We start from the raw sequence: 20520 nt of genomic DNA, 5'->3' as shown, positions 1-20520 counted from the left end.
TCATGCATTTTGATTTCAGCGCCTTGCCGACGCAGACGGTCTACAACGTGCTGACCTCAACCGTCACGCCCCGCCCGATCGCGTGGCTCACCACGATTTCTGGCAAAGGCGTTGTCAACGCGGCTCCCTTCAGCTTCTTCAATGTGATGGGGCCTCAGCCGCCGACGGTGGCCATCGGCCTGATGCGCCATGCCAGCGGTGAACTGAAGGACTCTGGCGCCAACATCATCGAGAACGGCGAGTTCGTGGTGAATCTGGTGCCGGAGTCGCTGGTCGCGCAAATGAACCAGACTTGTGCTGACTACCCGGCGGATGTGGACGAATTGGCGGCGGCCGGCCTGACTGCACTGCCGGCAATCCATGTGCGTCCCCCGCTGATCAAGGGCTCTCCTGTGTCGCTGGAATGCGTCAGCCAGGCAACCATCGTGACCGGTCCGCGCCAGCTCGTGGTGATCGGCCGGGTGTTGGGCGCGCATGTCGACGATGCCTACGTGCAGGATGCCGAGCGCGGGTACATGGATACGCCCAGCATGGGGCTGATCGCTCGCATGCATGGCGGCGGCTGGTACGCGCGCAGCACGGATCTGTTCCAACTGGCGCGGCCGACGGCGCCGCTGTAATACGTGATGGGGCGGTGGGAAAGGCGGCTGCTTCAGCCGCCTTTTTTCTTGGGGGGGCGGCCGGACCCGGCGATCTGGCACCGGTTACGCAAAGCGAAGAGCTTGCGTCAATTCGTTCTTCATTTCCCTCGATGCGGGCCAAATCGGCGCTGTTAGCATTCCGCCGGCTGTCTCGTTTGTCCTCGCAACAGAGGCTTCCGGCGGCATCTTTCATATACAACGGACACAATTTTGGGGGCGGATATCCAGGGGCTTGCGGGCATCTGGCTTGCATTGGCGGCGGCGATTGCCCGGCGTCGAGGCTTCTGCCCGAGTGCGTGTCCGATTGCCCCTGAAGTAGCCGGGAGCAATATGAACAACATGAAGCTTGGAACCCGCCTGGCGGGTGGATTTGCCATCCTGCTGGCCATGATCATCGTCATGTGCGTGGTCGGCCTGGTCAGTCTGGCCAATATCAACGAGTCGGTGGAAACCGTGACGCAGCGCTCCTTGATCAAGGAGCGCCTGATCAACGATTGGGCCCGCAACATCCAGTCCGGGGTGACGCGCACTACGGCGATCGCCAAAAGCGCCGACGCCAGCCTGGCGGGCTTTTTCGCGGAAGAAGCGGCGGCCTCCACCCGGAATTCCTCGGCGCTGCAGCAGCAAATCGAACCCTTGATCCAAAGCGATCAGGAAAAAGACCTGTGGGAAGGCATCCGGAAGTCCCGCGCGGACTATTTGCGTACCCGCGACGGCATCTTCAAGGCCAAGCAGGAAGGCAACGTGCAGGCCGCCGACGCCATTTTCAACCGGGAGTTCCTGCCGGCGACGCGCCAGTTCATTGAACAGATCACACGCTTGTCCAGCCTGCAGCGGGCCGAAATCGACGCCCGGGCCGCCGATATCCAGAGCGCATACGGCACGGCCAATTTCTGGATGATCGCCATCGGTTCCATCGCGGTGGTCAGCGGCCTGCTGCTGGCCGTTCTGCTGACGCGCAGCATTACGCGTCCGCTGTCCGAGGCGGTGCGCGTGGCGCGCACGGTCGCAGCCAGCGATCTCACCAGTTCCATTGCCGTGACTTCCCGCGACGAAATCGGGCAACTGATGCGGGCGCTGGAGTCCATGAATGCGAACCTGGCCGGCACTGTCGCCAGGATACGCGCGGGCGTCGACAGCATCGCTTCCGCATCGGGCGAGATCGCGGCGGGCAACACAGACCTGTCTTCCCGGACGGAGCAGCAGGCCGCGTCGCTGGAAGAGACTGCGGCTTCGATGGAGCAACTGTCGTCCACCGTGAAGCTGAACGCCGAACGCGCCATGCAGGCCAACCAGCTTGCCGCGGCGGCGTCCGACACGGCTTCCCTGGGCGGCTCCACGGTTTCCGAAGTCGTCAGCACCATGAGCGCGATTTCGGCCAGTTCGGTCAAGATCGCCGATATTGTTTCGGTGATAGAGGGAATCGCCTTCCAGACCAACATCCTGGCGCTGAACGCGGCGGTGGAAGCGGCGCGGGCGGGCGAGCAGGGCAAGGGCTTCGCCGTGGTCGCGGCCGAGGTGCGCACCTTGGCGCAACGCAGCGCCCAGGCCGCCAAGGAGATCAAGACCCTGATCGAAGACACCGTGCAGAAAATCGACCAGGGTTCCGGCAGCGCGCAACGCGCCGGGTCGACGATGCAGGAGATCGTCGGCGCCGTGCGGCGCGTGACGGACATCATGGGCGAGATCGCCGCGGCGTCCGCCGAACAGGCGGACGGCATCGGGCACGTCAACCTCGCCGTGTCGCAGATGGACGAAGTGACGCAGCAGAATGCGGCGCTGGTCGAAGAGGCCGCCGCCGCGGCGGGGTCCATGCAGGACCAGACGGCGGAGTTGACGCGGGCGGTCAGCGCATTCAAGTTGCCGGGCGCGGAGGCGGGGGCTGTGCTGGCCGCGCCCCGCCAGGCGTCGGCGGCCTTGCAGCTCGCGGCGTACTAGCCTCGGGAGAGCGCCTCGGGCCAATCTTCCGGCCAGAGGCGTCCATAGGTCGGAAGAGAAACACGCCGGAAAAAACAAAAGCCCCTCGGAAGGGGCTTTTGAGTTGCGCTTGGCTGATCGCTTGAATCAGGCACAAGTGCTTGGAATACTTGGCGGAGAGGGTGGGATTCGAACCCACGGTACGGGGATACCGTACGCCTGATTTCGAGTCAGGTACATTCGACCACTCTGCCACCTCTCCGTGGCTGGGTTTCGTAACGGTGGTTGTCCTGGCTGGGTTTGCCCCGGGCCGGGTCTTCCACTAAAGATCCCTGGTCGGAAGGATCTACGTTGTCGAAGCAGCGAAGCCCGCAATTCTACAGGATTTTTTTTGTTTGTGTAAAGGGGGCGTGGATAGTCTCCCACAACGGGTTTCAACCGGCTTTCAGTGGCGGGGTTCTTTGCCCCAGAATTCCGACATGCCCGGCGTTCCAGTCCGGGCATCCCTCCGTCCAGGCGCACATCCCGGAACCGCTCGTCCCATGGATCTGATCCTTATCCTCCTGCTTGCGGCAGTATTGTGCGTGCCTCTCACCCAGTTGCTGGGCCTGGGCGCCATCCCCGGCTATCTGCTGGCCGGCGTGCTGGTCGGGCCGTCCTGCCTCAGGCTGGTCACCAACGTGGACACGATGATCGGGGTGTCGCAGTGGGGCGTGGTGATGATGCTGTTCATCATCGGGCTGGAGCTTTCCCCCAAGCGCCTGTGGGCCATGCGCAACGAAGTCTTCGTGCTGGGCTCTTTGCAGATGCTGGCTTGCGGGCTGCTGCTGGCGGTGGTGTTCGGTGCCGCGCTGCGGCACTTGGCTGGCATGGAGTGGCAGGCGGCGATCCTGTGCGGCCTGTCGCTAGCCTTGTCCTCGACGGCGGTGGCCTTGCGGCTGCTGGATGAGCGCATGCTGACGCGCACGCCGCTGGGCAGGTCGGCCTTGGGGATATTGCTTTTTCAGGATATGGCGGCAATTCCGATGTTGGTGGCGGCGGGTCTGCTCGGTTCCGACGGCACTTCGGCGCCATCCTTCAAGGAGGCGCTGATAGCGGTGCTGGTGGTGGCGGCCGCGTACCGGCTGCGGCTGCTGGGTTGGGCGGCGAAGGCGCAACTGAACGAATTGTTCACCGCCGCGGCCTTGTTGATGGTGGTGGGCGCCGCGCAACTGTTCGACTTCGCCGGCCTGTCCGCCGGCCTGGGCGGATTCCTGGTGGGCGTGCTGATGGCCGAATCGCGCTATCGGGACGACCTGGAAAAGGCGATCGACCCGTTCAAGGGTTTATTGCTGGGCCTGTTCTTCGTGGCCATCGGCATGTCCGTGAACCTGAAGGTGGTGGCCAGCCATTGGCCTTTCATTCTTTTGGGCGTATTTGCCCTGCTGCTGGTCAAGGCCTCGATTCTGTATGGATTTTCCCGCTTTCTCGGGTTGCCGCGTTATCACCGCCTGCTGTTCGCCCTGGCGCTGGCGCAGGGCGGGGAGTTCAGCTTCGCCATCTTCAACGAAGCCTGGGACAACAAACTGGTGAACCTGGAACAGCGCGACGTGCTGTCCGTCATCGTGGCGATCTCGATGGGCGTGGTGCCGATGCTGATCAAGCTGCTGGAGCGCATCCCGGAGAACCGGGGCGGCATGGCTGATCTGCCGGCGGCGGAGCCGGTCCAGGACGAGACGCCGAACCCTCCTGCGCCGCGCGATCCTCCGCCTGCTGCTTGACCCCGCGGGCCGTACGGGCATGGCATGATTGCCGCCATGCCGGGCAGCTACACTTGAACCCCGCTTGGCCCGTCCAATGTGCCCGACCACAGGAGAATGCTCATGCTTAAAGGAAAAGTCGCCCTTGTCACCGGTTCCACCAGCGGCATCGGCCTGGGTATCGCCACAGCCTTCGCCCAGCAAGGCGCCGATATCGTCTTGAACGGCTTTGGCGACGCCGCCGAAATCGAAAAGGTCCGCGCCGGCCTGGCCGACAAGCACGGCGTGAAGGTGATCTACGACGGCGCCGACCTGTCCAAGGGCGCCGCCGTGCGCGAGCTGGTCGAGAACACCGTGCGCCAGATGGGCCGCATTGACATCCTGGTCAATAACGCCGGTATCCAGCACACCGCGCTGATCGAGGATTTCCCCGCGGAAAAGTGGGATGCAATCCTGGCGCTGAACCTGTCCGCCGTGTTCCATGGCACGGCCGCCGCCTTGCCGCACATGAAGAAACAGGGTTTTGGCCGCATCATCAATATCGCTTCTGCCCATGGGCTGGTGGCGTCGGCCAACAAGTCGGCCTACGTTGCGGCCAAGCATGGCGTGGTCGGCTTTACCAAGGTCACGGCACTGGAGACCGCCGGGCAGGGCATCACCGCCAACTCGATCTGCCCGGGTTGGGTGCGCACCCCTCTGGTTGAAAAACAGATCACCGCGCTGGCGGAAAAGAATGGCGTCGACCAGGAAACGGCCGCGCGCGAACTGCTGAGCGAGAAGCAGCCGTCGCTGCAATTCGTGACGCCGGAGCAATTGGGGGGCACCGCCGTGTTCCTGGCTTCGGACGCCGCGGCTCAAATTACAGGTACGTCCGTCTCGGTCGATGGCGGCTGGACGGCACGCTAAAAAGGAATTTCCGGAATGTTGTTTCTGCTTTCACCCGCCAAAAAGCTGGACTACGACTCGCCGCTGCACATCGAGACGCATACCCAGCCGCTGTTCGTGGACCAGGCTGCCGGCCTGATCAAGGTTCTGAAGACCAAGTCGGCCGAGGATATTTCCGAGCTCATGAGCCTGAGCCCGGCGCTGTCCGAACTGAACGTGCAACGCTATGCCAGCTGGAAGCGCAGCTTCACGCAGGCCAATTCGCGCCAGGCCGTGCTGGCCTTCAATGGCGACGTCTACGAAGGCCTGGAAGCCGCGACCCTGTCGGCCAAGCAGTTGGACTGGGCGCAAGAGCACGTGGCCATCCTGAGCGGCCTGTATGGCGTGCTGCGCCCGCTGGACCTGATGCAGCCGTACCGCCTGGAAATGGGCACGCGCCTGGCTACACCCAAGGGCAAGAACCTGTACGAGTATTGGGGACCGGCCATCGCCGAATACCTGAACGAACGGCAGGCTGGCCAGAAGGCGCCCGTGATCGTCAACCTGGCATCCGAGGAATACTTCAAGTCGGTCGACCTGAAGACCCTCAAGGCGCGCGTGGTGCAGTGTGTCTTCCAGGACTGGAAGAACGGTGCCTGGAAGGTCATCAGCTTCCACGCCAAGCGCGCACGCGGCTTGATGGCGCGCTACGCGATCCTGCATAAGGTGTCCAAGCCGGAAGGCCTGCAAGGCTTCGACCTCGAAGGATATAAGTTCGACGCCTCCGCTTCGTCGGAAGACAAGCTGGTATTCCGGCGCAAGGTCTGACCCGGTCCCGGGCCCTGCGCCCGGGATCCCCCAACTCGTCCGACAGGATTCACGGCGTTACACGGCCGCCGCCACCGGCGGCGCGTGCGTGGGATCGGCCAACGCGTGCAGCTCCTGGCGGATCATGTGCGCGGCCTTCAGCATTTGCTTGATCGGATAGACCAGGGCGGCCTGCTCGCCTTCAGTGTTGAATTGCGTAGGCAGGTCGGTTGGCGGCTGGGCGCGATGCTCGTCCAGCAGGTCCACCATGCCGGTCAGCGCCCGCTGCACGGCGTCGGGCGTGGCGGGCAGGCTGGCCAGGATGGGAATGGCCGCCGTGATCTGGGAAGCCAGGATGTGGTTCTGGATCAGCAGGTTGTTCAGCTCGGGCACGCTTACCTGGTGCGACGTGGGCTCGCTCATCATGCGGTAGAAGGCTTCAGCGAAATTGCTGAATGCGATGTGCACATTCTTGCGCGCCAGGCGCCATGCCAGGTCGGCGTCCGTCACGGCCGGCGTCTCGCCGGCTGCGGCGCCCACCGGCGCGCCATGGGCCTGCATGGCCTCGACGTAGCGCATGCCCGCGATCAGGTATTCGCGATTGGCGCGCGTTGCCGCCGCGGCCAGCGGCTTCAGGTAGCGGGCTTCCCACCAGGGCAGGATGTAGCTGCAGATCAGCGCCAGCGCGCAGCCCAGCAGCGTGTCGATGGCGCGTTCGCCGATCACCGACATCGAGACGGTGCCCGGAGACACGAAGTGGAACACCAGCACCACGAACAGGGTATTGAAAGTGGCGCTCGCCATGTAGTTCAGCTGCACCAGGCTGTTGCCCATGATGCAGGCGCCCAGCAGCACCGCGAACAGGATTTCCGGCCTGTCGGTCAGGTTGAACAGGAGCAGGGCCAGGATGCAGCCGATCAGCGTGCCCGTCAGGCGCCAGCTATTGCGCTGGCGCGTCAGCGCAAAGCCCGGCTTCATAATGATGACGATCGTCAGCATGATCCAGTAGTTGTGCGCGGAAAACGCGGGTGACAGCCACTGGCTGGCCAGCGTCATGGCGATGGCCGCGGCGGCCGTTACCCGCAGCGCATAGCGGAAATGCGGCGAGTCCAGCCGCAGGTTGCTGGTCAGCAGTCCCACGCGGAATTCCTGTCGCGAGATGAAGCGCGTCAGCGACTTGTTGATGCGCAGCACGTCAGTGGGTTTGGCATCCGGCGAGGCGGCGGTGTGGTCGGCAAGGCGGTCGACGATGCGCGCCGAGTTGCGCAGCCGGCGCAATACCTGGACGATCAGGGCGAGCATCTCGGGCTCGCGCTCGCCCAGGCCCTGTTGCTTGAGCTGTTCGATTTCGTATTCGATGGCGCGCAGTTCAGCGCGGGCGCTGCTGCGGTACTGCACCTTGCGTCCGCGCGACACGTCCAGCGCGATGCGGTTGAGCTCCAGCGACATCTTCACCAGCGCGTCACGCATGAACATCAGGCAGTCGCTGCCGGCCAGCGCGCGGCGTAGCGCGGGGTAATCGGTGTGCGTGGCCACCAGCGTGTCCAGCAGCTGCAGCATGTCCACGAACATGTTCCAGATCATCACGCGCTGCCGGTCGCCCAGCCCCTTGCCGCGAGGCAGGGCGCGCAGCACCATGTCGCGCGCTGCCTGGTGCTTTTCGGTCATGATGGACTGGCGCTGGATCAGGTCGCGATAGGCGTCGTCCAGATCGGCCGTTTCGTCATAGAAAGTGGCGCGCGCCGCGACGTAGTCGGCGGTGGCAAAGAGCGCCACGGACATGGCCTGCTGCTCCTCGCGCAGCCAGAACAGCCGTGAAAAGCCCAGGCTGAATGCAACGTAGAACAATGCGCCGCCCAGCGTGGCCGCGGCGTGCGCCAGCACCTCGTGGGGCGCCAACGGCGAATGCATGGTCAGGGTCATCAGCAGCAGCCCGGCAAAGCCGATCAGCCCGCCGCGCTTGCCGAACACGGTGAACATCGAATAGACGAAGCACTGCGCGATGACCGCCAGCCAGATCAGCACGGGATGCGAGGATGCCAGGCCCGTGATGATGACGGTCAGCGTGCCCAGCGCCGCGCCGCCCAGCATCTCGTTGGTGCGATGGCGCTGCGGTCCGCCCGGCTGGTCGATGATGGCCAGGCACTGCGCGCCGAAGGTCGCGACCAGGCCCGTCGTGTAGTTACCGAAGATGCCGCCCAGCACCAGCACCGGCAACAGCATTCCGACCCCTTGCCGCACCCCTCCGAAGAAGTAGTGGCTGTAGAGGAAGCGGCGGATGCTGGCAATGCGCAAATCCATGGGCGGGGGGCTCGGTTCTGGGTGACGAAACAAGTATAGAGAGACTGTTCCAATTTTTGGGGTCAGATAGTTACCGAACCTTCCGCGCAACGCTTGGAGAAAGGTCGATTTGCTACCTTTGACGCAACGCGGTAAATTGCTCCACTTGCGCCGGTCAGCCTATCCGAAACCGGTGCGTTGAGGCGGATTGCCAGGGTCACCTCCCAGTCATCCCGCAGCAGTTACACCTGCCGTTGGCCGCGCCACAAGCGTGTGTTGCCAAGGCTTCCATTTCGACCTCCAGCGTCCCCCAGGGGCGTTTGCACTGCGTTCTGTCGAGCGTGTGCCGGGTCGGCAAGGTGTCCGGGTGGCGTGGCTCCGTGAGCCGCAAAGCGCCGGATCATGTTGTCGGAACCGGTATGGGTTCAGTTGCCGCCGTATCCGGGCGAGCAGCAGTCAGGGTTGCAGGGCCGGTACTGAAAGGAATGACAACATGGAACTGAATGGCGCCGATATCGTCGTGCGCTGCCTGGCCGATGAAGGCGTGGAACACGTTTTCGGCTACCCCGGCGGCGCGGTGCTCTACATCTACGACGCGATTTTCAAGCAAGACAAATTCCAGCATATCCTGGTTCGTCACGAGCAGGCCGCCGTGCACGCCGCCGATGCCTATTCGCGCTCGTCGCAAAAGGTTGGCGTCTGCATCGTGACCAGCGGACCGGGCGTGACCAATGCCGTCACCGGCATCGCCACCGCCTACATGGATTCCATCCCCATGGTCATCATCAGCGGGCAAGTGCCCACTGCGGCCATCGGCGAGGACGCCTTCCAGGAATGCGACACCGTCGGCATCACGCGTCCCTGCGTCAAGCACAATTTCCTCGTGCGCGACGTCAAGGACCTGGCCGAAACCATGCGCCGCGCGTTCTACATCGCGCGCACCGGCCGTCCCGGCCCGGTGCTGGTGGATATCCCCAAGGACATCACCGTCGCGCAGTGCAAGTACACGCCGCCCAAGGGCGAGATCTCGATGCGCTCCTACGCGCCCGTCAACAAGGGCCACCAGGGGCAGATCAAGAAAGCCGTGCAGATGCTGCTGGCCGCCGAGCGGCCCATGATCTACACGGGCGGCGGGGTCATCCTGTCGAATGCCGCGCCCGAGCTGAACAAGCTCGTGACGCAACTGGGCGCGCCCTGCACCAGCACCCTGATGGGCCTGGGCGGCTATCCCGCCAGCAGCGGCCAGTTCGTCGGCATGCCCGGCATGCACGGCACCTACGAAGCCAATATGGCGATGCAGCATTGCGACGTCCTGCTGGCCATTGGCGCCCGTTTCGACGACCGCGTGATCGGCAACCCCAAGCACTTCGCCCAGAACGCCCGCAAGATCATCCATATCGATATCGATCCTTCGTCGATCTCCAAGCGCGTGCGCGTGGACGTCCCGATCGTGGGTAACGTCAAGGACGTCCTGGCAGACCTCAGCGCGCAGTACGACATCGCCGCGGCCGAGCACAAGCCCGCCTCCATCACCAAGTGGTGGGAGCAGGTCGAGACCTGGCGCGGCAAGGAATGCCTGAAGTTCGCCAACTCGGACGAAGTCATCAAGCCGCAATACGTGGTGGAAAAGCTCTGGGAAGTGACCGGCGGCGACGCCTTCGTGACTTCCGACGTGGGCCAGCACCAGATGTGGGCGGCGCAGTACTACAAGTTCGACAAGCCGCGCCGCTGGATCAACTCCGGCGGCCTGGGCACCATGGGTGTGGGCCTGCCGTACGCGATGGGCGTGCAGATGGCCAATCCGGGGCAGGACGTCGCCGTCATCACCGGCGAAGCGTCCATCCAGATGAACATCCAGGAACTGTCGACCTGCCACCAGTACCGCCTGACGCCGAAGATCGTCTGCCTGAACAACCGCTTCCTGGGCATGGTCCGGCAGTGGCAGCAGATCGACTACGGTTCGCGGTATTCCGAGTCCTACATGGATTCGCTGCCCGATTTCGTCAAGGTGGCCGAGGCCTATGGCCACGTGGGTCTGCGCATCGAACGTCCGGCGGATGTCGAGCCGGCGCTGCGCGAAGCGTTCAAGAAGCACAAGGACCGCCTGGTCTTCCTGGACTTCATCACCGACCGCACCGAGAACGTGTGGCCGATGGTCAAGGCCGGCCGCGGGCTGACCGAAATGCTGCTCGGCTCTGAAGACCTGTAAGGAGGCCACCCATGAAACACGTGATTTCCGTCCTCCTCGAGAACGAACCCGGCGCGCTGTCGCGCGTGGTGGGACTGTTTTCCGCGCGGGGCTACAACATCGAGACCCTGACGGTGGCGCCCACCGAGGACTCCACGCTGTCGCGCATGACCATCGTGACCACCGGTTCCGACGAAGTGATCGAGCAGATCACCAAGCACCTGAACCGCCTGGTGGACGTGGTCAAGGTCGTCGACCTGACCGAAGGCGCGCACATCGAGCGCGAGCTGATGCTTGTGAAGGTACGCGCGGTCGGCAAGGAGCGTGAGGAAATGAAGCGCATGGCGGACATCTTCCGCGGCCGCATCATCGACGTGACCGACAAGTCCTACACCATCGAATTGACGGGGGTGCAGGAAAAAGTACAGGCCTTCCTGGAGGCCCTGGACCGCAGTGCCATCCTTGAAACCGTGCGCACCGGCGTGTCCGGCATCGGACGCGGTGAACGGATTTTGAAGATTTGACCGGCCTTCCAGGCCAAGCCGCACCCTACATCTGAATTAAACAAATATCCAAAATACTGGAATCTGGAGCAAACCATGAAAGTTTTCTACGACAAAGACTGCGATCTCTCCCTCGTCAAGGGCAAGACTGTTGCCATCATCGGCTACGGCTCGCAAGGCCACGCGCATGCGCAGAACCTGCATGAGTCGGGCGTGAAGGTCGTGGTTGGCCTGCGCAAGGGCGGCGCCTCGTGGAACAAGGCCGCCAACGCCGGCCTGGAAGTCAAGGAAGTCGCCGACGCCGTCAAGTCCGCCGACATCGTCATGATGCTGCTGCCCGACGAGAACATCGCTTCCGTCTACAACAAGGAAGTGCACGCCAACATCAAGGCTGGCGCCGCCCTGGCGTTCGCCCACGGCTTCAACGTGCACTACGGCCAGGTCGTGCCGCGCGAAGACATCGACGTCATCATGATCGCCCCGAAGGCTCCGGGCCACACCGTGCGCAACACCTACAAGCAGGGCGGCGGCGTGCCCCACCTGGTGGCCGTGTATCAGGACAAGTCGGGCGCCGCGCGTGACGTGGCCCTGTCGTACGCCAGCGCCAACGGCGGCGGCCGTGCCGGCATCATCGAAACGAACTTCCGCGAAGAAACCGAAACCGACCTGTTCGGCGAACAGGCCGTGCTGTGCGGCGGTACCGTCGAACTGATCAAGGCCGGTTTCGACACGCTGGTGGAAGCCGGCTACGCCCCCGAAATGGCGTACTTCGAGTGCCTGCACGAACTGAAGCTGATCGTCGACCTGATCTACGAAGGCGGCATCGCCAACATGAACTACTCGATTTCGAACAACGCCGAGTTCGGCGAATACGAAACGGGTCCGAAGATCGTCACCGACGAAACCCGCAAGGCCATGCGCCAGTGCCTGACGGACATCCAGACCGGCGAATACGCCAAGAAGTTCATCCTGGAAAACACCGCCGGCGCTCCGACGCTGACCTCGCGCCGCCGCATCAACGCGGAATCGCAGATCGAGCAAGTGGGCGGCAAGCTGCGCGCCATGATGCCCTGGATCGCCGCCAACAAGCTGGTGGACAAGTCCAAGAACTGATCCCTGCCACTGCGCGGGGCCAGCCCCGCGTAATCAGGGTCGAAGCGGCATGCCTGCGAGGGCATGCCGTTTTTTTTGCCGGCGTCCCCGTCGATCTTGCCAGGCACGCGGCTTGCTCCGGCCCGCAAGCGGGGCCAGATGGGTTAACCTTTCAATGTTCGTTGTAAGTTATTGAGACCATGCCCAATTTTTCCATGCGCGATTCCGAGAACCGCCACCGCAGCATTTACCTGTTGCCTAACGCGTTCACCACCGCCGCACTGTTCGCGGGGTTCTACGCCGTCGTGCAGGCCATGAACGACCGCTTCGAAGTGGCTGCCATCGCGATTTTCGCGGCCATGGTGTTGGACGGCATGGATGGCCGGGTCGCCCGCCTGACCAACACGCAGTCCGCCTTTGGCGAGCAATACGATTCCCTGTCCGATATGACTTCCTTCGGCGTGGCGCCGGCGTTGGTCATGTACGAATGGATCCTGAACGACCTGGGCCGCTGGGGTTGGCTGGCCGCTTTTGTCTACGTGGCCGGGGCCGCGCTGCGCCTGGCGCGTTTCAACACCAACATTGCCGTGGTGGACAAGCGCTACTTCCAGGGGCTGCCCAGTCCGGCCGCGGGCGCGCTGGTGGCGGGTTTCGTCTGGCTGGCCGTGGACAACAAGCTGCCCATCCATGACAGCCTGATGGCCTGGGCGGCGTTCACGCTGACCATGTACGCCGGCATTTCCATGGTGTCGAATGCGCCGTTCTTCAGTGGCAAGAGTTTCGCGCTGGGTCGCAGCGTGCCGTTCTGGGGCATCCTGCTGGTGGTGGCCGTGTTCGTCTTCGTGTCCAGCGATCCCCCGGTCGTGCTGTTCGGCCTGTTCGTGCTGTATGGCCTGTCGGGCTGGATCATGTGGGCCTGGCGCTGGAACCGCGCGCGCCGCCTGACACAGGAACGCCGCAGCCAGTCCTCCTGATCGCGGCAGGCTGCCCCCTAAAACACAACCCGCCGGATGGCGGGTTGTGTTTTTCAGGGATGGCTCAGCGCCACATGAACCGATCGTCGTCGTACATGGGGTCCGGCCCGGGATGGAAGTGCGTCAGCCTGCTGCCGTCGCGGCCCATGTATACGTACATCAGCGAGTTCCATACGCCGTTTTCCTTGTAGCGGTACGACCAGACCACCTCACGCTTTTCGCCCAGGCCGGCTTCCTCGATGCGGGCGGGCGGGCCGAATTCGCAGCGCACGCGGTCAGGACCCCATTCGCCTTCGCTCAGCACCTTGAAGTGCGCATCCGTCAGGAGCGGGACCACCTGGCCCACGCGGCCGTCCGTGCCTACATTGGTGCCCCAGGCATATTGGCCCATCGGCTGCTGCGTCCAGATGACGCGGCGTCCGCCATTGGCTTGCGGGCATTCGAAGTTGGGTTGTCCGAACTTGGACAGCACGTCGGCGTAGGGCGTGCCGGGCGGGATCTGGGCCATGTTTGCGCAGGCGGTCAGCCCGGCCACGACTGCGGCGGCCAGCGCCAGACGGGCACTTTTGTAATATTTAGACATATTTTCTCCTTACGTCGCACCGCGGCCTGCGGCGGGGCAGGCGCCCTCATTGGGGTAATTCTAGCGAATCGGCTATAATCATCGAGCTTTATCAAGTGTATTGATTTTGCAAGATACTTTGCGCTGGCCGCAGAGCTCTCCAGGTGCCTGGTCCCGGTGTTGAAACGCCGCGCCCACACCCGGGTTCCGGGCTTCTGTTTGAGTCATCAATGGCAGCAGTGAGAAAGCGAATTCAGCCAGGTCCACGCAAAATTTTTTCCCAACCACGTCAGGGCGCCTCGGCCCTGTCGCATGTCCGAAGAGGTCATAAATGTCTGTAGCTGACATCAAGAAATCCGATATCGTCGCGCAATTCCAACGTGCTCAAGGCGATACCGGCTCCCCCGAAGTTCAGGTGGCTCTGCTCACCGCCCGCATCAACGAACTGACCGGTCACTTCAAAGAACACATGAAGGACCATCACTCGCGCCGCGGTCTGCTCCGTATGGTCAGCCGTCGCCGCAAGCTGCTCGACTATCTCAAGGGCCGCAATCCCGATTCGTACCGCGCACTGATCGAAAAACTCGGTCTGCGCAAGTGATCGACGGGGCTGGCTCCCCATGACGCAACCGTGGTCGGTGCGACGCATGTCGCGACGGCCACGGTTTTTCATTTGTAAGGAATAATCGTCATGTTCAATAAAGTGACAAAATCGTTCCAGTATGGCCAGCACACGGTCGTACTGGAAACTGGCGAGATCGCTCGCCAGGCTTCCGGCGCCGTCGTGGTGTCCGTCGAGGACACCGTCGTCCTCGCCACCGTTGTGGCTTCCAAGAAGGCCAAGCCGGGTCAGACGTTTTTCCCGCTGACCGTTGACTACATCGAGAAGACCTACGCCGCCGGCCGTATTCCGGGTGGCTTCTTCAAGCGCGAAGGCAAGCCCTCCGAGAAGGAAACGCTGACCTCGCGCCTGATCGACCGTCCCCTGCGTCCGCTGTTCCCCGAAGACTTCTACAACGAAGTCCAGGTGGTCATCCACACGCTGTCGGTCAATCCCGAAATCGATCCCGACATTCCCGCCATGATCGGCGCCTCGGCCGCGCTGGCCATTTCGGGCATTCCGTTCAACGGCCCGATCGGCGCCGCGCGCGTGGGTTACATCGATGGCCAGTACGCCATCAACCCGACTGCCTCGCAGTTGAAGTCGTCCAAGCTGGACCTGGTTGTCGCCGGCACCGAAAACGCCGTGCTGATGGTTGAATCCGAAGCCGACCAGCTGTCCGAAGAAATCATGCTGGGCGGCGTGGTCTACGGCCACCAGCAAATGCAGGCCGTCATCAACGCCATTCACGAACTGGTCAAGGACGCTGGCAAGCCCGATTGGGAATGGCAAGCGCCCGCCAAGGACGAGGCCCTGATCGCCGCCGTCACCGCGGCTGCCCAGGAAGGCCTGAACGCCGCCTACCAGGTCCGCGAAAAGCAAGCCCGCACCACCCAGTTGCGCGAAGTCTACGCCAACGTCTCGGCCAAGCTGAACGCCGCCGCCGCTGAAAAGGGCGAGCCGGCTCCGGACGCCGTCACCGTCGACAACATCCTGTTCTCGCTGGAATCCGCCATCGTTCGCGGCCAGATCCTGAACGGCGAGCCGCGCATCGACGGCCGCGACACCCGCACCGTGCGCCCGATCAGCGTGCGCCTGGGCGTGCTGCCGCGCGCCCACGGCAGCGCGTTGTTCACTCGTGGTGAAACCCAGGCGCTGGTCGTGGCCACGCTGGGCACCAAGCAGGACGAGCAGATCATCGACGCGCTCATGGGCGAATACCGCGACCGCTTCATGCTGCACTACAACATGCCTCCGTTCGCCACCGGCGAAACGGGCCGCATTGGTGTGCCCAAGCGCCGTGAAATCGGCCACGGCCGCCTGGCCAAGCGCGCACTGATCCCGCTGCTGCCGGCTCCGGAAGACTTCCAGTACACCATCCGCATCGTGTCGGAAATCACCGAGTCCAACGGCTCGTCGTCGATGGCTTCGGTCTGCGGCGGCTCGCTGGCCATGATGGACGCCGGCGTGCCGGTCAAGGATCACGTGGCTGGCGTGGCCATGGGCCTGATCCTGGACGGCGGCAAGTTCGCCGTGCTGACGGACATCCTGGGCGATGAAGATCACCTGGGCGACATGGACTTCAAGGTCGCGGGCACCGAGAACGGCGTCACCGCACTGCAGATGGACATCAAGATCCAGGGCATCACCAAGGAAATCATGCAAGTGGCGCTGGCTCAGGCCCGCGAAGGCCGCCTGCACATCCTGGGCAAGATGAAGGAAGCGCTGGACGGTTCGCGTGGCGAGCTGTCCGCTTTCGCCCCGCGCATGCTGACCATCAAGATCAATCCCGAGAAGATCCGCGACGTGATCGGCAAGGGCGGCGCCACCATCCGCGCGCTGACCGAAGAAACCGGCACGCAGATCGACATCTCCGACGACGGCACGATCGTGATCGCCAGCGTCGACGAAGCGCAGGCCAAGGAAGCCCAGCGCCGCATCGTCGAGCTGACCGCCGACGTCGAAGTGGGCCAGATCTACGAAGGCGCGGTGCTGCGCCTGCTGGATTTCGGCGCCATCGTGCAAGTGCTGCCGGGCCGCGACGGCCTGCTGCACATCTCGGAAATCGCCAACTACCGCATCGCCAACATCAACGATGTGCTGAAGGTCGGCCAGCAAGTCCGCGTCAAGGTCATCGAGGCCGACGACAAGGGCCGCCTGCGCCTGTCCATCAAGGCGATCGGCGGCATCGAGCAGCAGCAAGCCGCTGCCGCTCCTGAAGCTGCCCCCCAATCGGAACCGCAAGCCGAATAAGCGCGCGCAACCGGTAGCATGAAACGGCGCCCCAGGGCGCCGTTTTTCATGGCCGGGCGCCGCCCAGCATCGGCCGGCCCGGACTCATCTTCTTGCTTCTTCATGCGCCGGACATCTCCCAACGGCGCCTACCTTCCTGTAAAGTCTTGCGCGAGAGCGGAGCCACCCGCACAGGGAGGATGGCATTCGCGCCGTGACGGACAGGGGGGAAACGGATGGGCAAGGCATGACGGCGTGGGCCAGACCCGCCAGTGCCGCGGTGCTGCTTGCGGCGCTGCTGACCGGCTGCATGAGCAGCAGCCCCGGACCGGGTCAGGGCACCCCCAAGAGCGAAGATATGTCCGCCGACCAGTTCGGCCAGACGGACTTCAATCGTACCGTCACGCTGGAAGTCCGCGACAACCTGGCCAGCCTCTACGTACTGCTGGACAAGCTCTACCGCCGCAATCCGCGCGAATGGCGCAAGTCGGGAGCGCCCGATCTGCCCAAAGCCGTGTCGCTGGTCAAGCATTCCATCGAAGTCCGTATTCCGCCCAAGGACCTGGCCGGGTTGCGAGACATCCAGATCCTGGCCGTGTCCCTGGACCCCAACTATTCCGGCGACCGGGTCGCCGCCTTCATTTACGGCCTGGCGGACACCATCATCGCGGCCCACAACGGCAAGACGCGCCTGTACGCCACCGACGCGCTGGACGGACAGCGGGTCTACAATGCCGCACGGAACGTCGAGGCAGCGGCCTGGCTGCTGGCGTCGCGCCGCAATGCCCAGGGCGAACCCTTGCTGCTGGCCAACGAAATGTCCCAGAACGCCACCAATCTCAGCTTTGAACGCGAATTCGGCGCCATCATCGGCCGTCTGGACCTGATCGCCAATCTGCTCGGCGAGAACACGCGGCGTATCGGGATCAACTACGCGCAGGGTCTGCTGCTCTTCAATTTCCTGCCAGTGCGCTAACAGGATTTTCCATCGTGATCGATATCGCTTCCATTCAGACCGCCCGCGAGAACCTGCGCGGCCAGGTGCTGAAGACCCCCTTTACCCTGTCCCGCACGCTGTCCGATATTTTCGGCGCCGAGATCTGGCTGAAATTTGAGAACCTGCAGTTCACGGCTTCGTTCAAGGAGCGCGGCGCGCTCAACCGCATGTTGACGCTGTCGGAGGATGAACGCGCCAAGGGCGTGATCGCCGTCTCCGCGGGCAACCACGCGCAGGGCGTGGCCTACCATGCCCAGCGCATGGGGGTGCCTGCCGTGATCGTGATGCCGCGCTTCACCCCCACTGTCAAGGTCGCCAATACGCGCCGCTTTGGCGCCGAAGTGGTGCTGGCCGGCGATACCTTCGATGACGCCAAGGCGCGCGGCTACGAACTGGCCCGGGAGCGCGGCCTGATCATGATCCACCCCTATGATGACGAAGCGGTCATTTCTGGGCAGGGCACGGTGGCACTGGAAATGCTGGAAGACCAGCCGCAGCTGGATACCCTGGTCATCGCCATTGGCGGCGGCGGCCTGATTTCAGGCATAGCCACGGCCGCCAAGGCGCTCAAGCCCGGCATCGAGATCATCGGCGTGCAGACCGAACGTTTCCCGTCGATGTACGCGGCCGTCAAGGGTGTGTCCATGCCGCTGGGCGCCTACACGATCGCCGAGGGCATCGCGGTGAAATCGCCGGGCGCGCTGACCCAGCCCATCGTGAGCCAGCTCGTCGACCGCATCGAGCTGGTCAGCGAAAGCGACATCGAGCACGCCATTGTCGTGCTGCTGGAAATCGAGAAATCGGTGGTAGAAGGCGCGGGGGCCGCCGGCCTGGCTGCGCTGCTGCGCGCGCAGGAAGAAGGCAGCAACCGCTACAAAGGCAAGCGTATCGGCCTGGTGCTGACGGGCGGCAACATCGATCCGCTGATGCTGGGCGAGCTGATCGAACGTGGCATGGTGCGCGCCGGCCGCCTGGCTCGCATCCGGGTGGATCTGCGCGACCTGCCCGGCGCGCTGGCCCATGCCACCAAGCTTATCGCCGATGCGCAAGCCAACATCACCGAAGTGCACCATCAGCGTGCCTTCACCTCATTGCCTGTGCGCAATGTCGAGGTGGACTTCGTGTTGCAGACGCGCGGCCATGAGCACATCCAGGAAGTGATCGACGTGCTGAACGCGGCGGGTTTCGCCGCCAGCAACCACGACCACTGAGCGGTTCAGGCGCCGCCGCTCTGCGCGGCATCTCGCGCCAACAGACTCTTCAGCCCATACAGGCGCTCGCGGTGCAGCGTGGCCGACAGCGGTTCGGGTTCGCGGCCCAGCGCCACGTAATCCGCCGGCACCTGCGCCGCTGCGGCCCGGATGGCGTCAGGCGCCGCCTGCCACCAGTGAGTCAGCATGCGGTCGGGGTTGTAGACGTCCAGCCCCTGGCGGCGCAGTTCGGAACGGTTGAAATCCTTCAGGTTCCAGGTCAGCACTTGCACCACCGGCGGTTGCTGCAAGCCGCAGCGCGCGCGCCGTGCCAGGCCGGCTGCGATCACGTGGAAGTCTTTGGGATCGCTGTAGCGCAAAGAGGCCTCGTAGACCTGCGTGTCCGCTTCGCGAGCGCCAGGAAAGCGCGCGTTCATGTCGTCCCACAGTTCCATCATCACTTCCGGCGGGATCTCCCAGATGCGCGAGGCATTGCGGCGCCATTCCTCGCCGATGCGATCCGTCCATACCGGGGTGTACACGCCGGCCTCCGCCAGGCGGAGCAGCATGCGGCGCAGGATGCCGGACATAAGGACGCAGGCGTCCAGGACGATGAAGGGCGGGGTGGGGGAAGAGGCGGTCAAGTGCGGTCTGGGCCCTGCTGGCGCATGGCGCGCCGGAGGCAGTGGGGGCGGATAAATGGAAAGCGAGGCGCAAGAATAACGTTTTTTGGAAATGGCCGAGGGGCTGGGCGCGTGCGCGCCTGTGCCGGGCCTAACCCAGCTCGGCGCGCACGGCGTTGCAGTGGCTGACCAGATTGCGCCGAGACACCAGGCATTGCTTGAGCGGCGTATCAATGGCGTAGAAATAGATATTGGCGATAAAGCCGTAGATGCCTGCGTCCACGCTACCCGGATTGGGGCCAAACATGAAGCCGTTGTCGCCCAGCAGGCTGGAGATGGCTTCCAGATCGGCGATCCCGCGCGCGTACGCGTCTTCGGGTGCATAGCGTCCGATGCCCTGGTAGTGGTAGCGCTGGAAATTGTATTGGCGGGCAGCGTCCACTTGCTCGGGCGTGACGTCCGGGTGGGCGTCCAGCAGCGCTTTGCGGAAGATGGGCCAATAGCGGTCGTCGCGCCAGCGGGAGTAGGACATGACCCAGTACAGGTCGTCCAACGCGCGGCGGACCAGCAGGTCCTGCCTTTGCTGCGTCGGCGTGAGGGAGTCGTCGATGGTCAGGTCGTACGCGCGCTTCAGGTACGTGATGATGGTGTCGCTGTCGCCGATGCGCTGCTCCCCGTCGGCGATGTACGGCAATTGGCCGCGGGGGGCAGATTGGACATCCAGCGTGTGGCGGTGGTCGAACGGCAACCGGCAGAGCTTCAGGAAGGCGTAGATCTTCAGGCCGTAGGGATTGTTGTCTTCCAGCCCGTAGAGTCCGGGGTACGAGTAGAGGGTGATCATGGCGCGCTCCCTGGTTACCGGACTAGATTAGATCGGCAAGCGGAATTTTGCGCGCGTCAGGTTGACGAGGAAGGCGGTTCGCCGGATTGCGACGAAGGTTGCACGCCTGCCTGCAGGAGGGGGGTGGTGCCCGAGACCGGAATCGAACCGGTACGGCCGCGAGGCCGAGGGATTTTCTTACCACTTCGGCTTTCGCCGCCAGCGCGGATGCGCTGTTCGTGGTCTGGAGCACGCCTTCACCATAGCCTTGCGGCCGTAGGTGCCCGCCGTCTGCTCTCTACACCTTCCCCGGTCATGCGACCTGGGCTTGGCTCGGCGTTGGCTCGGAACGGGTCCAGGGCATTCGCCGAGTTTGACGGGCTACACCTTTGGAGTTTCCCCCAAAGGGCTCAAATTAGTTCAAGTCCCTTGTGTCTACCAATTTCACCACTCGGGCGTTGCGCAGCCCCGCAAGGGCCGGCAGCGGGCG

At 63.7% G+C, this 20520-nt stretch carries 17 protein-coding genes and 1 tRNA gene; 13 read left to right on the top strand and 5 right to left on the bottom strand.

Annotated features, from left to right (window positions below; genetic code table 11):
* Positions 1-2 precede the first annotated feature (2 nt).
* Together CEY08_RS03840 and CEY08_RS03835 are read left to right on the top strand one after the other, a co-directional pair.
* On the top strand, positions 3-620 hold the full coding sequence (locus CEY08_RS03840) for a flavin reductase family protein (RefSeq protein WP_076816011.1): 618 nt from the start codon (positions 3-5) through the stop codon (positions 618-620).
* 360 nt (positions 621-980) lie between these two features.
* Positions 981-2579, top strand: a complete 1599-nt coding sequence (locus CEY08_RS03835) for a methyl-accepting chemotaxis protein (protein WP_269471926.1) — start codon at positions 981-983, stop codon at positions 2577-2579.
* A gap of 150 nt (positions 2580-2729) precedes the next feature.
* On the opposite strand, the gene CEY08_RS03830 is transcribed toward CEY08_RS03835, so the two are convergent.
* Positions 2730-2820, bottom strand: a tRNA-Ser gene (locus CEY08_RS03830).
* A 280-nt stretch (positions 2821-3100) separates the two neighbouring features.
* Here CEY08_RS03830 and CEY08_RS03825 point away from each other — a divergent pair.
* The 3 genes from CEY08_RS03825 to yaaA all read left to right on the top strand — a co-directional run bounded on the left by CEY08_RS03825 (position 3101) and on the right by yaaA (position 5989).
* The gene (locus CEY08_RS03825) at positions 3101-4318 is read left to right on the top strand and encodes a cation:proton antiporter domain-containing protein (protein WP_042796639.1); all 1218 of its coding nucleotides are present in this window, start codon (positions 3101-3103) and stop codon (positions 4316-4318) included.
* A gap of 102 nt (positions 4319-4420) precedes the next feature.
* On the top strand, positions 4421-5203 hold the full coding sequence (locus tag CEY08_RS03820; RefSeq protein WP_042796640.1) for a 3-hydroxybutyrate dehydrogenase: 783 nt from the start codon (positions 4421-4423) through the stop codon (positions 5201-5203).
* Between the two features lie 15 nt (positions 5204-5218).
* Positions 5219-5989 (top strand): peroxide stress protein YaaA, encoded by a 771-nt coding sequence (gene yaaA, locus CEY08_RS03815; protein ID WP_042796641.1) that lies wholly within the window; start codon positions 5219-5221, stop codon positions 5987-5989.
* Positions 5990-6046: 57 nt separating this feature from the next.
* Here yaaA and CEY08_RS03810 read toward each other — a convergent pair whose 3' ends face one another.
* Positions 6047-8269 (bottom strand): FUSC family protein, encoded by a 2223-nt coding sequence (locus tag CEY08_RS03810; RefSeq protein ID WP_076816007.1) that lies wholly within the window; start codon positions 8267-8269, stop codon positions 6047-6049.
* A gap of 418 nt (positions 8270-8687) precedes the next feature.
* Here CEY08_RS03810 and CEY08_RS03805 point away from each other — a divergent pair, with 418 nt between their 5' ends.
* The 4 genes from CEY08_RS03805 (at position 8688) to pssA (ending at position 13005) form a co-directional block, all read left to right on the top strand.
* A complete protein-coding gene (locus tag CEY08_RS03805) occupies positions 8688-10457 on the top strand; it encodes an acetolactate synthase 3 catalytic subunit (RefSeq protein ID WP_223306567.1) in 1770 nt (589 codons plus the stop codon).
* Positions 10458-10468: 11 nt separating this feature from the next.
* Positions 10469-10960, top strand: a complete 492-nt coding sequence (ilvN, locus tag CEY08_RS03800) for an acetolactate synthase small subunit (RefSeq protein ID WP_006223608.1) — start codon at positions 10469-10471, stop codon at positions 10958-10960.
* A gap of 75 nt (positions 10961-11035) precedes the next feature.
* Positions 11036-12052: a ketol-acid reductoisomerase gene (gene ilvC / locus CEY08_RS03795; RefSeq protein WP_042796642.1), complete on the top strand. Its 1017-nt coding sequence runs from the start codon at positions 11036-11038 to the stop codon at positions 12050-12052.
* 179 nt (positions 12053-12231) lie between these two features.
* The gene (pssA, locus tag CEY08_RS03790; RefSeq protein ID WP_013391930.1) at positions 12232-13005 is read left to right on the top strand and encodes a CDP-diacylglycerol--serine O-phosphatidyltransferase; all 774 of its coding nucleotides are present in this window, start codon (positions 12232-12234) and stop codon (positions 13003-13005) included.
* A gap of 64 nt (positions 13006-13069) precedes the next feature.
* Here the strand turns inward: pssA and CEY08_RS03785 are convergent, their stop codons facing one another.
* Positions 13070-13588 carry a hypothetical protein gene (locus CEY08_RS03785; protein ID WP_076816005.1) on the bottom strand — a complete coding sequence of 173 codons (519 nt, stop codon included), beginning with the start codon at positions 13586-13588 and terminating at the stop codon, positions 13070-13072.
* A gap of 310 nt (positions 13589-13898) precedes the next feature.
* Between CEY08_RS03785 and rpsO the strand changes: the two genes are divergently transcribed.
* The 4 genes from rpsO (at position 13899) to CEY08_RS03765 (ending at position 18608) form a co-directional block, all read left to right on the top strand.
* On the top strand, positions 13899-14168 hold the full coding sequence (gene rpsO / locus CEY08_RS03780) for a 30S ribosomal protein S15 (RefSeq protein WP_006223612.1): 270 nt from the start codon (positions 13899-13901) through the stop codon (positions 14166-14168).
* 90 nt (positions 14169-14258) lie between these two features.
* A complete protein-coding gene (pnp, locus tag CEY08_RS03775) occupies positions 14259-16421 on the top strand; it encodes a polyribonucleotide nucleotidyltransferase (RefSeq protein ID WP_042796644.1) in 2163 nt (720 codons plus the stop codon).
* Between the two features lie 226 nt (positions 16422-16647).
* Positions 16648-17376, top strand: coding sequence for a hypothetical protein (locus CEY08_RS03770; protein ID WP_076816003.1), 729 nt, complete (start codon positions 16648-16650; stop codon positions 17374-17376).
* Positions 17377-17390: 14 nt separating this feature from the next.
* On the top strand, positions 17391-18608 hold the full coding sequence (locus CEY08_RS03765) for a threonine ammonia-lyase (protein ID WP_076816001.1): 1218 nt from the start codon (positions 17391-17393) through the stop codon (positions 18606-18608).
* A gap of 5 nt (positions 18609-18613) precedes the next feature.
* Here the strand turns inward: CEY08_RS03765 and CEY08_RS03760 are convergent, their stop codons facing one another.
* Entirely contained in the window at positions 18614-19177 is a 564-nt protein-coding gene (locus CEY08_RS03760) for a PIN domain-containing protein (RefSeq protein WP_063960056.1), read from the bottom strand.
* Between the two features lie 184 nt (positions 19178-19361).
* Positions 19362-20051 carry a glutathione S-transferase family protein gene (locus CEY08_RS03755; RefSeq protein ID WP_088607583.1) on the bottom strand — a complete coding sequence of 230 codons (690 nt, stop codon included), beginning with the start codon at positions 20049-20051 and terminating at the stop codon, positions 19362-19364.
* Between the last annotated feature and the right edge of the window lie 469 nt (positions 20052-20520).

Source organism: Achromobacter insolitus, from assembly GCF_002209555.1.
Lineage (GTDB): Bacteria > Pseudomonadota > Gammaproteobacteria > Burkholderiales > Burkholderiaceae_B > Achromobacter > Achromobacter insolitus.
This window is presented reverse-complemented; position numbering and strand designations above follow the sequence as displayed.

What these genes read in the sequence shown, in the direction of transcription:
- CEY08_RS03840 (WP_076816011.1), top strand. Translation starts at nt 3, where the DNA reads ATGCATTTTGATTTCAGCGCCTTGCCGACGCAGACGGTCTACAACGTG.
- CEY08_RS03835 (WP_269471926.1), top strand. Translation starts at nt 981, where the DNA reads ATGAAGCTTGGAACCCGCCTGGCGGGTGGATTTGCCATCCTGCTGGCC.
- CEY08_RS03760 (WP_063960056.1), bottom strand. Translation starts at nt 19,177, where the DNA reads ATGTCCGGCATCCTGCGCCGCATGCTGCTCCGCCTGGCGGAGGCCGGC.
- CEY08_RS03785 (WP_076816005.1), bottom strand. Translation starts at nt 13,588, where the DNA reads ATGTCTAAATATTACAAAAGTGCCCGTCTGGCGCTGGCCGCCGCAGTC.
- CEY08_RS03755 (WP_088607583.1), bottom strand. Translation starts at nt 20,051, where the DNA reads ATGATCACCCTCTACTCGTACCCCGGACTCTACGGGCTGGAAGACAAC.
- rpsO (WP_006223612.1), top strand. Translation starts at nt 13,899, where the DNA reads ATGTCTGTAGCTGACATCAAGAAATCCGATATCGTCGCGCAATTCCAA.
- yaaA (WP_042796641.1), top strand. Translation starts at nt 5,219, where the DNA reads ATGTTGTTTCTGCTTTCACCCGCCAAAAAGCTGGACTACGACTCGCCG.
- pssA (WP_013391930.1), top strand. Translation starts at nt 12,232, where the DNA reads ATGCCCAATTTTTCCATGCGCGATTCCGAGAACCGCCACCGCAGCATT.
- CEY08_RS03770 (WP_076816003.1), top strand. Translation starts at nt 16,648, where the DNA reads ATGACGGCGTGGGCCAGACCCGCCAGTGCCGCGGTGCTGCTTGCGGCG.
- CEY08_RS03810 (WP_076816007.1), bottom strand. Translation starts at nt 8,269, where the DNA reads ATGGATTTGCGCATTGCCAGCATCCGCCGCTTCCTCTACAGCCACTAC.
- ilvN (WP_006223608.1), top strand. Translation starts at nt 10,469, where the DNA reads ATGAAACACGTGATTTCCGTCCTCCTCGAGAACGAACCCGGCGCGCTG.
- pnp (WP_042796644.1), top strand. Translation starts at nt 14,259, where the DNA reads ATGTTCAATAAAGTGACAAAATCGTTCCAGTATGGCCAGCACACGGTC.
- CEY08_RS03825 (WP_042796639.1), top strand. Translation starts at nt 3,101, where the DNA reads ATGGATCTGATCCTTATCCTCCTGCTTGCGGCAGTATTGTGCGTGCCT.
- ilvC (WP_042796642.1), top strand. Translation starts at nt 11,036, where the DNA reads ATGAAAGTTTTCTACGACAAAGACTGCGATCTCTCCCTCGTCAAGGGC.
- CEY08_RS03820 (WP_042796640.1), top strand. Translation starts at nt 4,421, where the DNA reads ATGCTTAAAGGAAAAGTCGCCCTTGTCACCGGTTCCACCAGCGGCATC.